Source organism: Pararhodospirillum oryzae, assembly GCF_007992075.1.
Classification (GTDB): Bacteria; Pseudomonadota; Alphaproteobacteria; order Rhodospirillales; family Rhodospirillaceae; genus Pararhodospirillum; species Pararhodospirillum oryzae.
On the sequence record NZ_BJZO01000012.1, the window covers coordinates 47,920 to 59,083 of the forward strand.

The 11,164-nt window shown below is 67.8% G+C and carries 9 protein-coding genes; all 9 read right to left on the reverse strand.

What is annotated here, in order from left to right; translation table 11 throughout:
• Window positions 1–222: 222 nt before the first annotated feature.
• The 9 genes from ROR02_RS03675 to pdxR all read right to left on the reverse strand — a co-directional run bounded on the left by ROR02_RS03675 (window position 223) and on the right by pdxR (window position 11,072).
• Window positions 223–1,053, reverse strand: a complete 831-nt coding sequence (locus ROR02_RS03675) for an alkaline phosphatase family protein (protein ID WP_147162659.1) — start codon at window positions 1,051–1,053, stop codon at window positions 223–225.
• Window positions 1,050–1,847 (reverse strand): ABC transporter permease, encoded by a 798-nt coding sequence (locus ROR02_RS03680; protein WP_147162660.1) that lies wholly within the window; start codon window positions 1,845–1,847, stop codon window positions 1,050–1,052. The genes ROR02_RS03675 and ROR02_RS03680 overlap by 4 nt, the downstream gene beginning before the upstream one ends.
• 19 nt (window positions 1,848–1,866) lie before the next feature.
• Window positions 1,867–2,904: an ABC transporter permease gene (locus ROR02_RS03685; RefSeq protein ID WP_147162661.1), complete on the reverse strand. Its 1,038-nt coding sequence runs from the start codon at window positions 2,902–2,904 to the stop codon at window positions 1,867–1,869.
• On the reverse strand, window positions 2,897–4,003 hold the full coding sequence (locus tag ROR02_RS03690; protein ID WP_147162662.1) for an ABC transporter ATP-binding protein: 1,107 nt from the start codon (window positions 4,001–4,003) through the stop codon (window positions 2,897–2,899). Before ROR02_RS03690 ends, ROR02_RS03685 begins: the two co-directional genes overlap by 8 nt.
• A 101-nt stretch (window positions 4,004–4,104) precedes the next feature.
• Window positions 4,105–5,259, reverse strand: coding sequence for an extracellular solute-binding protein (locus ROR02_RS03695; protein ID WP_147162663.1), 1,155 nt, complete (start codon window positions 5,257–5,259; stop codon window positions 4,105–4,107).
• 186 nt (window positions 5,260–5,445) lie between these two features.
• On the reverse strand, window positions 5,446–5,796 hold the full coding sequence (locus ROR02_RS03700; RefSeq protein ID WP_147162664.1) for a hypothetical protein: 351 nt from the start codon (window positions 5,794–5,796) through the stop codon (window positions 5,446–5,448).
• A gap of 23 nt (window positions 5,797–5,819) precedes the next feature.
• Window positions 5,820–7,373 carry a cobyric acid synthase gene (locus tag ROR02_RS03705; RefSeq protein ID WP_147162665.1) on the reverse strand — a complete coding sequence of 518 codons (1,554 nt, stop codon included), beginning with the start codon at window positions 7,371–7,373 and terminating at the stop codon, window positions 5,820–5,822.
• Window positions 7,374–7,519: 146 nt separating this feature from the next.
• Window positions 7,520–9,172 (reverse strand): magnesium-protoporphyrin IX monomethyl ester anaerobic oxidative cyclase, encoded by a 1,653-nt coding sequence (gene bchE, locus ROR02_RS03710; RefSeq protein WP_147162666.1) that lies wholly within the window; start codon window positions 9,170–9,172, stop codon window positions 7,520–7,522.
• Between the two features lie 352 nt (window positions 9,173–9,524).
• Window positions 9,525–11,072 (reverse strand): MocR-like pyridoxine biosynthesis transcription factor PdxR, encoded by a 1,548-nt coding sequence (gene pdxR, locus ROR02_RS03715; RefSeq protein WP_246135384.1) that lies wholly within the window; start codon window positions 11,070–11,072, stop codon window positions 9,525–9,527.
• Between the last annotated feature and the right edge of the window lie 92 nt (window positions 11,073–11,164).

The following is an 11,164-nucleotide window of genomic DNA, read 5'->3' on the forward strand; positions in this document are numbered from 1 at the left end:
GCGTTATCATGCCCGTCCTCGTCCATGGGCGCGGCGGTGAAGTGCGAACCGAGGTCGTGTGAACATCCGTGCCATTCCGTCGGAGGGTATCGTCTCCGCGAAGGCATGAAAACAAACAAGGAACATGTCAAGCGTTGGATTGGCTCGCGGCCAAGCAGCCGTTCCTTCGCGTTTCGTTTTCGGGGGTGGGAAAGGGATTGGCGTGGCCCGTTCGGCCCCGTCCTACACCAGGGGCGCGGTGGGCAGGGACGACGGGAGCGGCAGGCCCAGCAGGCGGAGCACGGTGGGGGCCACGGCGGTTTGCTCGATGACGGGGGCGATCACCCCCGCGAGGCCGGCGTGGATCAGGTACAGGGGCACCAGGCGTTCGTCGTCGGACGGGCCGCCGTGGTAGGCATCGGCGTTCATGCCGTGGTCGGCGGTGACCACCACCCGGTAGCCCGCCTCCAGCCACCCGGGGATGACCTGGGAGAGCAGTTCCCCTTGCCGGGCGGCGGCGCGGCGGTAGGCCAGGGAGCCGCCGCCGCCCTGGTGGCCCTGGTGGTCGCAGCCCATGGGGTGGAGCAGCACGAAATCGGGCGCGTGGCGGGCGATCAGGCGGGCGGCCTGGGTGATCGCCTCCTGGTCGGGGAAGTCCTCGGCCTGATAGAAGCGGCCGTGATGCAGCGGTCCGGGGAGCTGGTCCCCCTCGCCATCGCGCACCGGGTCGAAAGGCGGCCCCATGACCAGTTCGTGGATCCAGAAATACGCCACCGCCGCCGTGCTCCGCCCGGCCTCGGACGCCAGTGAAAACAGGTGCGGCACCGTCAGCCGGCGCGCGACACCATTGCCGGTGATGCCATGCGCGGCCGGCACCAGCCCGGTGAGCACGGTGGCGTAGGTGGGGCGCGACAGGCTGGGCAGAACCGAGCGCACGCACGCGCGGGCCGCCCGCCCGGCTTCGACCAGGCCTTCGAGATAGCCCAACTCGCGCACGGCGGTGTCGAAGCCGAGGCCGTCCAGGAGCACCAGAACGACCTTGGAACAGGCGGTGGGGGACGGGGCGGCTGTCATCTGGCATGGCTCCGGCGCAATTCGTGATGGCGGACCAGCACATAGGCGGTGGCCGCCGCCACGGTGATCAGGATGAACACAACGCCGATGACGTTGATCACCGGCGACAGCCCGAAGCGAAACCGCGAGCCGATCTCGGTGACCAGGGTCCAGTCGGCCCCGATGGCGAACACGGTGGTGTTATAGTTCTCGATCGATTGCAGGAAGGCAAGCACGGCGGCCGTGAGCACGGTGGGGCGCAGGAAGGGCAGGGTGATGCGCCAGAACACCCGCAGGTTCGAGGCGCCGAGGTCAAGGGCCGCGTCCTCCAAGGTGGGATCCTGGCGTTGCAGCCGGGCCAGGAATAGCAGCATGGCATAGGATGCGATGAACGACGACTGGGCCAGGATCGCGGTCACGAGCCCCGCCCCGAACCCCAGGCTGCCCCAGAAAATCAAGGTGGAGACGCCCAGCAGAATGCCGGGAATCAGGATCGGCGACACCAGCACGCTATAAAGCACGGTGTTCCAGCGCGATTGCAGGTGTGACAGCAAAAAAGCCCCGGACAGGCCCAGGGGCAGCGACACCGCGATCACCCCCAGGCCGATCAGCACCGAATGCCACAAGCCGGTGAGGATGCGGCTGTCCTGGGCCAGGGCCGCGAACCAATGGACCGTGAACCCCTGCCACTGGGTCACCGACGGGTAGGGGTAGGCATTGAACGCGGCCAGGGCCACGACGCCCAGCGGCAAGAACAGGTACAAGAAGAAAACGATCAGATAGACGTTCAAGATCAACTGGCTGGCGCGGGACATGCCGGGACTCCTGGATCGTTTACTTCGCAATGTCGCGGATGCCCACCTTGAACAGGCGCATCATCAAAACGATGAAGCCAATGCAGGTTGCCAGCAGGGTAAAGGAATAGGCGGCGCCGACATTCCAGTTGAAACTTTCGAAAAACTGCCGGTAAATCAACTGACTGAACCAGTCTCCGGCCTTGCCGCGCGTGATCACCTGCGGCACGGAATAAGACCCGGCCGACAGCATGAAGGTCATCAGGCAGCCCACCGCGATGCCCGGCTTGGCGTGAGGGATCACGATCCTTTGGTGGATCCGCCAGGTTGGGGCGCCCAGGTCGCGCCCGGCCTCGATCTGGTTGTGATCAAGGGTTTCCAAGGTGTTGTAGATGGGAAACACCATGAACAGGATGTAGGTGTAGACCATGGCCACGAACACCGATCCCGAGGATTCCAGGAACGGGATCCAGGTGCGCGCCTCGAAATCCACGAGGCCCATCCACGCCAGCAGGGTGTTCACCACGCCCTGGTAATCCAGGATCATCAGCCACGCATACACCCGCAACAATTCGTTGATGGCATAGGGCACGATCAGGCCCAGCATCATCAAGGCCGCGCGCGTGGGCGGAGCCAGATGGGCCACGGCGTAGGCCACGGGATAACAAACCATCAGGGAAAGCGCGGTCACGCACAGGGCATAGGCAATGGTTTTAAGAAAAATGGTGAAATGCAAGCTCGACATGCGGGTGTAGTTGGAAAGAGTATACACCTTGCGCGGCGCGCTTTCCCGGGCTTCCAGGGTTTTGATTTCCGCTTCAAGCGTGGCGATCTGCTCGGCAACCTGGGTCTTGCGTGCCTCTGATTTGGCGTCGGCCAGATCAAAGCGCTTGAGTTCCAACGAGCTGTACAAGGCGTTGATCCGCAGCTCAACCGAGGTATCGCGTTCCTCGACCCACAGCGAGCGCTCGATCATCACCGCCTGGGGCAGGGCGATCAGTCCCACCGCCCACAGCGCGGTGAGCAGAAGGAAGAGGGCACTCAAGGGGCGGCCATAGGTGGCGATCAGGCTATTCATGGGCCAGGGCTCCCGGGGGCAGCACCCGGGCCTCGTCGGGCTCGAAGCCCAGCCGGTGCGTGCCGGGCGCCGGCACGGTGCCGGTGTTGGTCTGGTGCACGACAAGGGACTGGCCGGCGGCCTCCAGGTGCAGGTGAAGGAAGGCGCCTTCCAGGTCGCGGCGGTGCAAGGTGGCCTCGAAGGCGTTGGCCGGCGGCTTGGTGGCGCCGTTGAGCAGCCGCATCCGCTCGGGGCGCACGAACAGCAAGGCGGGGCTGCCCGGGGTCAGGGCATGGGGGTTCAAGGCGTGCAAGGGACCCAGCGGGGTGTCGATCCGGCACACGCCGTCGTGGGTGGCGCCCAGCGTGCCCGGCACGGTGTTGTGCTCGCCCACGAAGGTGGCGACAAAGGCGGTGCGGGGCTGGTTGTAGAGCACGTCGGCGGCATCGACCTGTTCGATCACGCCCTGGTTCATCACCGCGATGCGATCCGACATGGTCAGGGCCTCGCCCTGGTCGTGGGTGATGTACACGAAGGTGATGCCGATCTTGCGCTGGATGGCGCGCAGTTCGGCGCGCATGTGCTGGCGCAGTTTCAAGTCCAGGGCCGACAGGGGTTCATCGAGCAGCAGCACCGCCGGCTCGACCGCCAGGGCGCGCGCGATGGCGACCCGCTGGCGCTGCCCCCCCGACAGCTCCGAGGGCCGCTTGTCGCCCTGGTCGCCCAAGGCCACCAGCTCAAGCAGGGCCTGGGCCCGGCGCTTGCGTTCGCCTCGGGCGACGCCCCGTGCCTCCAACCCGAAGGCGACGTTTTCCCACACGCTCATCAACGGGAACAAGGCCAGGTTCTGAAAGATCAGGGCGGTGGGGCGCTTGTTGGGCCCCACCCCCTTCATGTCCTGGCCGCCGATGAGAACCCGCCCGTCGGTGGGCTGCAAGAAGCCCGAGATCATGCGCAAGATCGTGGTCTTGCCACAGCCAGACGGGCCCAGGATGGAAAAGAACTCGCCGGCGTGAATCAGCAAGTCGGTGGGCGCAACGGCCTGGAACCCGCCAAAGCGCATGGCGGCGCCTTGCAGGTCCACGTCCTTGCCGTGGGCGAGGGCGGCGGCAACGGTCATCGGGCGGCCTTCGGGCTGGAGCGCGACCAGGAAACCCTCGGGCGGTCCGGGGCGGGGGGGCAAGACACCCCGCGCCCGCCGGAACCGCCCGGGGATCCGGTTCACGCGTTGGTCAGCTTTTCCACGAACTCGGTGCGCAGCTCGCCAAAGAACGCGGTTTGCGCCGGCCACCACCACAGGCCGTCAATCGCGGCCTGTTCGGGATAGGCCATCTTGAACGCGGCCTGGTTGGCCTCGCTCAGGTGGTTCTCGGCGCCGACGGCGGCCGAGTTGTAGCCGGTGTTGTTGGCCATCATGGCGCCGATTTCCGGCGTCATCAGGAAGTTGATCAGGGCGTAGGCCTGTTCCACGTTGGCGGCGCCCCGGGGCATGCCCACGGTATCGATCCAGCCCAGCCCGCCTTCCTTGGGCATGGTGTAGCGCCATTTGGCGTCCACGTCGCGGTGCAGCAGCACCCCGGTGGTGTCCCAGGTCTGGCCGATGGAACAGCCGGCATCGGTGAAGGCGGCGGTGGCCTCGGTGGCGTTGTTCCAGAAGGCGCCGATGTTCTTTTTGTGCGCCACGGCGAAGTCGTAGGCGGCCTGGAAGGCCTTGCGCGCCGACTCCTCGTCCTTCACCAGATCCATGCCGCCGCCGGCCGAGATCGCGCCGGTGGCATCCAGGTACAACACGATGCTGACCAGCACCGACTTTTGCCGGCACGCCACCCGGCCGTCCAGCCCGTCGGCCCACAGGTCGCCGTAGGACAAGGTGCCGAACTTCAAGTCGGGGTGCTTGGTGCTGTCGAAGGTGAGCGCTTCCGTGCCCCAGTTGAACGGCGCGAGGTAGCGCTTGCCGCGATGGGTGGCGCCCAGGGTCACCGACTTGCGATAAATCGAGGGAATGATCTGGTCGGCCTTGAACCGGGTTTCGTCAAGCGGCTGCAACAGATCGTCGCGGTAGTAGTTGGGACCGGTGTCGATGGACGGGAAGATCAGGTCGAAGCCCGCGCCGCCGGCGGCGCGCAGCTTGTTTTCGCATTCCTCGTTCGACCCGTAGGTGGACAGGTTCATGGTGATGCCGGTCGCCTTCTCGAAGGCTTCCTTCATGTTGTCCTTGATGTAGTCACCCCAGGCGAAAACGTTGACGCTGCCCGAGCTGGCCCGGGCCCCCTTCAGGATCCACGGGGCCGCCAGCGTGGCGGCGCCGGCCACGGTCGCGGTCTTCAGCAAGGCACGCCGGCTCATCGGCGCCAGGGCATACGAAGGCTTGGTCATGACTTTTCCTCGCGGGCGAAGAAGGGGTGGGGGCGCGGCGCATGCCAGAACCCCGGGAATATCCCCGCCACACTAGAGACAAGCCATTGCAGAACCGGGACGGTGCCGTGACGTTTGGATGAAATCAACCGAAAGGGGGGGAGGGGCCCTTGCAACCGAACCCCTTGAGCCCATCGCGCCGTCGCTTCATCCGGGCACGGCCGGGATGATCTGGCGCAGATCCGGTTCATTGTGAATGAACGTCATGGTCAGGGAGACCGTGATTTCCGCCCCCGCCGGGGCCGGCGCGGCCATCGCCTGATCCAGGGCCCGCAGACTGTCGTCATCCAGGCCCAGGGCTGTCTCGACCATGGAATCCCGCCATGTCTTCAGGCCGGTGGGCTCCAGGGCGAAGCGGATCATCACGGCAAGATTCGAATAGAGTTCGTGGTGAACGATCCACCCGCCGGCCGCGCTGATCCGGTCGCTGATTTCGGCAATCACCGCATGGCGATCCTTGCGGGTGATGCCGGAAAGCATGAGAGGGCTGCGTTTCATGGCGGTTCCTTTCAAGAAGGGCGCTACCGCGCGCAGGCCAGCAGGGCGTCCAGGTCCAGGTTGGCCTCAATGTGGTCGGCCAGGGCGTCCAGGCTGGCGTCCAGGGCGGTTTCGGCATCGAGCAGGGCGGCCCGGGCCCCCACCTGGCCCAGCCAGTGGGCCCGAAACGCGCCTTGGCCGAACAGGCCGTGGAGATAGCTGCCCATCACCCGCCCGTCCTTCGACACCGCGCCCTCGGGCCGCCCGCTCTCGGGCCGCCCGCTCTCGGGGCCGTCGTCGGTTTCCAGGCACAGCCAGGGCCGCGCGAGGCCGGGGCCGGTGGTGCGGCCCATGTGCATCTCGTAGCCCCGGATCAAGGCGCCGCTGATCCCGTCGCGCGCGGTGATCGGGGTCAGCACCTTGTCGCGGGTGATCACCGTTTCGATGTCGAGAAGGCCCAGGCCCGGGGTTTGTCCGGGGGGGCCCTCCAGGCCCTCGGGATCGTCCAGCACCCGGCCCAGCATCTGGTAGCCGCCACACAGGCCCACCACCCGCCCCCCCTGGCGGACGTGGGCGCGCAGGTCGTCGTCCCAGCCGGCCGCGCGCAGGTGGGCCAGATCGGTGGCCGTGGCCTTGGAGCCGGGCAGCACGATGACATCGGCGTCGCGGGGCAGGGGTTGGCCGGGCGCGATCCAGCACAGATGCACCCCGGGCTCGGCGGCCAGGGGATCGAGGTCGTCGAAATTGGCCACGTGGGGCAGGCGGGGCACGGCGATGCGCACCCGCGCGCTGGCGTCCCGGCGCGAGTCCCGCGCGCCCCCACCCCCGGGGCCCAGGGCCAGGGAATCCTCGGCCGGCAGGCCGGCGGCGCCCGTGAACCAGCGCACCACGCCCTGGCAGGGCCAGCCGGTGCGTTCGGTGATGATCGCGCACGCCGGGTCGAACAAGGCGAGGTCGCCGCGAAACTTGTTGATCAGATACCCCACCACCCGGGCCCGCTCGGCCGGGCTCAGCAGGGCGTGGGTGCCCACCAGGGCGGCCAGCACGCCGCCGCGATCGACATCGCCCACCAGCAGCACCGGCAGGTCGGCGGCCTCGGCCAGGGCCATGTTGACGATATCGCCGGCCTTCAGGTGAACCTCGGCCGGGCTGCCGGCGCCTTCCACCAGCACGAGGTCGGCGCCCGTTCCCACCCGTTCCAGGGAATCGAGGACCACGGGCAGCAACTGGCCCCGCATCAGGGGATATTGCCGCGCCGGGCTGGCTCCGATCACCCGGCCACGCAGCACGACTTGCGAGCCCACCCCGGCCTGGGGCTTGAGCAGCACCGGGTTCATGTGCACCGAGGGCGCCACCTTGCACGCCGCTGCCTGCAGGGCCTGGGCGCGGCCGATTTCGCCCCGTCCGGGACGGGTGTCGTCGGGATCGGCGTCGCCGTCGGCGGTCACGGCGCTGTTGTTGCTGATGTTCTGGGCCTTGAACGGCCGCACGGCCAGGCCGCGCCGGGTGTAGGCACGGGCCAGGCCGGCCAGCAGCAGGGTCTTGCCGACGTCGGAGCCGGTCCCCTGGAGCATCAGGCGGCGGGGTTTGGGACTCATGGCACGGGTTCCCGCGACAGGGGGGCCCCAAAGACCAAGGGCCGCGCCGCCGGAGTGATCCGAACGCAACGCGGCCCCGGGAAGGGACACCGGAAAGAAGCCGGGGCGAAAGGACCCGGGGAGGCAGCCTCCCCGGGGGTCGGGCCTTACGCCTTGGGGGCCACGGTGTTTTCCGGCAACTGCTGGTCGCCGCCACCACAGGCCATGACCTTGGTCGGGGCCTGTTCCTCGGCCATTTCGCCCTCGGCGCCGCCGCAGGCCTTCATGGCCGCCGCGGGACGCTTGTGCTTGGGCGCGCTCTTCCAGGAATCCTCGACTTCGTCCACGCGGGCACGCGACTTGTCGAACTCGAACTTCACCCACTTCTTCGACTGCGGGCCCCAGTAGTTGAAGCGGCCGAGGTCGTAGAACTTGCGCTGGAAGGCGCTGAGCAAGAACGCCTTCAGGCAGCCCAGCAGGTACTTGCGCCGGGTCGGCTCGCGCACCCACGGATAGCCCAGGAACGACTTGTACATGTAGAAGCGGCGATAGTTCGCCATCACCCGGTCGAGCAGCTCGGCGCGGTCCATGGCGAGCGGCTTCATGATCGGGGTCACGAAGTTGTACTTCTCGAAGTCGAAGATTTCGACCTTGTCGCCCAGTTCATGGAACAGGTCCGAGAACGGCCACGGGGTGAACATCGACCAGTTGGCCATGTCCGGATTCCAGTCCATGACCATCTTGTAGGTTTCTTCAAGGGTTTCGGCGGTTTCGTTTTCCAGGCCCACGATGAACTGGGCTTCGGTGACGATGCCATTGGCCCGCAGAAGGTCGATCGCCTTCTTGTTCTGGGCGACCGTGGTTTCCTTGTTGAACAGGTCCAGCTTCAGCTGGGCCGCCGCCTCGGTGCCGAGCGAGATGTGGACTAGGCCGGCCTTGCGGTAGAAGGGCAGCAGCTCTTCATCGCGCAGGATGTCGGTCACGCGGGTATTGATGCCCCACAGGATGCCCAGGTCGCGCTTGATCAGTTCCTCGCAGAACTCGATGAACTTGGCGCGGTTGATGGTGGGTTCCTCGTCGGCCAGGATGAAGAAGCCGACCCCGTGCTCGCGCACCAGGATTTCGATTTCGTCCACCACCTTCTTCGGATCGCGCACGCGGTAATCGCGCCAGAACTTCCACTGCGAGCAAAACGAGCAGGTGAACGGGCAGCCGCGCGCCATGTTCGGGGTCGCGACGGGCACGCCCATCGGAATGTAGATGTACTTCTTCCAGTCGAGCACGCTCCAGTCGGGGACAATGGAGTCCACGTCGCGAATGGAGGGTTCGGCCGGGGTGGCGACGATTTTCTCGCCGTCCATGTAGGCAATGCCGCGAATCGATTCCCGCTCGGCCGGCCAGCGGCCTTCGTCGATGGCGCGCACCAGGTTCAAGGTGACGGCTTCACCCTCGCCGCGCACGATGACATCGATCCAGGGGGCTTCCAGCAGCACCTGCTGGAACATGAACGTCGCATGGATGCCGCCCAGCACCGTCACGGCGTCGGGGCACTCTTCCTTGGCGATCTGCAACAGGCGCTCGGCCTTGTAGATGGCCGGGGTCACGGCGGTGGCGCCGATGATGGCGGGCTTTTCCTCGCGGAAAATGCGCCGCAGGTCATCTTCACTCAGGTCGTCCGTCATCGCGTCGACGAAGCGCAGGTCGGAGTAGCCGCCCGCCTTCAGGTAACCGGCAAGATAGGCGACCCAAGCCGGGGACCACTTTCCCGCGACCTCGGCGCCGCCGGAATGGTAGTTCGGATGGACCATGAGGATCCGCATGACAGGACTCCCGCGCGAACGGCGCCCGCTCGCCAGACCCGCCCCTACGGGAAAGGCAACCCGGGCTATGGGGTTGTGAGGGCGCGACTTTGGCGGCAGGCACGCACCCTGTCAACCCTCCAATCTGCGGCGTTTTCTCGCCTTCCGTGTCGCTTTTTTGGGGGAGCGGTGGGGCTTTGGGGGGCGGGAAGGGGCGGCCTTCGAATACCGTGGCCGGCGCATGAAGGGGCAGGGCGTTGTATTGACGCATTTTCAAAGCGCAATAAGGGGGCGCCGCGAGGGAGGCGCGATCCGGTGGAATCGACCCGGGGGCGCCTCGCGGAGCCGGATCGGGACGGAAGAGGGGCCGGCGCTAGGATCGCGTCAGCCGGCCCAGGGCGCGGGTGATCTCCTCGGGGGTCAGGGCGGCGTAGCCCACGATCAGGTCGCGGCTCAGGTCGGCGTCGCCCGCGCGCAGACCCGAGTCCTGGGCCGGGTACAGGCCCACTCCCACCGCGCGCGCCTCCTGGGCCACCACCCGCGCCGGCGGCGCCTCGGGGGGCAGCGTGCAATAAAGATGCATGCCGGCCTGGGCCCCGTCGATACGCAGCCCGGGCCCGAACCGCGCGATCAATCCCGCCCGGGCGGCGTCGCGCCGGGCGCGGCAGGTAACCCGCAGCCGGCGCAAATGGCGCTCGAAGCGTCCGCTGGCCAGAAAGGCGGCCAGGATCTGCTGGTCGAGCCACGATTGCCCGTAGCTCATCAACCCCTTGAGGGCCCGGGCCGCCGGAACCAGCGAGCGGGGCACGACCACGTAGCCGATGCGCAGGCCGTTGCCCAGGGTCTTGGAAAACGAGCCGACGTACAGCGTGCGTTGCAGGCCATCAAGGGCGGCCAGGGCGGCGACGGGCGGGCCTTCGTAGACGATCTCGCCGTCGTAATCATCCTCGACCAGGCGCCCGCCCTGGCGCGCGACCTGCTCGATCAGGGCCCGGCGCCGGTCCAGGCTCATGACCGCGCCGGTGGGAAACTGATGGGAGGGCGTGACGAAAACCACGCGCGGGCGCGCCGCGCGCAAGGAAGCGGGATCCAGGCCCTCGCGATCGACGCGCCCGGGGTGGATCCGGGCCCCGTGGGCTTCGAACACGCGCGCGGCGGCGTCGTAGCCCGGGGCCTCGAACCCCACCGGGGTGCCGGGCTCGATCAGCAGGCGCGCGATCAGGTTCAGCCCCTCCTGGGCGCCGGCGGTGATGATCACCTGATCGGGCGCTGCCACCAGGCCCCGCGCGCCCGCCAGGTAGCTGGCGATGGCGGCGCGCAAGGCGGGGTCGCCGCCCCGGTCGCCGTACTCGGCCAGGCCTCGCGCGCAGGCTCCCAGCACCATTCCCCCCAGCATCCGCCACGCCCGGACCGGGAACAAGCGCGGGTCCGGGCGGCCGTACCAGAAATCGAACACCGGTCTTCCGGCTTCCTCGTGGGCCAGGACCGGGGGCTCGATGGGGGGCGGCGCGGGGGGTGCGTTGTCGCCGGACGCGGGGACCGCGTTGTCGCCGGACGCGGGGACCGCGTTGTCGCCGGACGCGGGGAGCGCGTTTTCGCCAGACGCGGAGAGCGCGTTGTCGCGGGAAAGGTCGGAAGGGGGCGCGACCGTCGGCGGCGGGGGCAGATCGGCGGGCAGCAGGCGGGCGACGAAGGTGCCCGATCCCCGGGCCCGCTCCAGGTAGCCCTCGGCCGCCAGCCAGTCAAAAGCCAGGATCACGGTGTTGCGCGAAACGCCCAGGTCCCGCGCCAGATCGCGCGTCGAGGGCAGGCGGGCCCCGGCTGGCAGCTGGCCGCCAATCACCCGGTCGCGGATGGTCCGGTAGATCTGTTCTTGCAAGGTCGGCGCGGGGCGGGCGCGATCCAGGGGAAAGGGCAACATGACCAGAAACGGACTCCGTGACGATATCCCGCCGGGCCGGTGGCGGGGCAATCGGGTGAAGCCTTGGATACCCTCGCAAGAGGGCTCCCCAA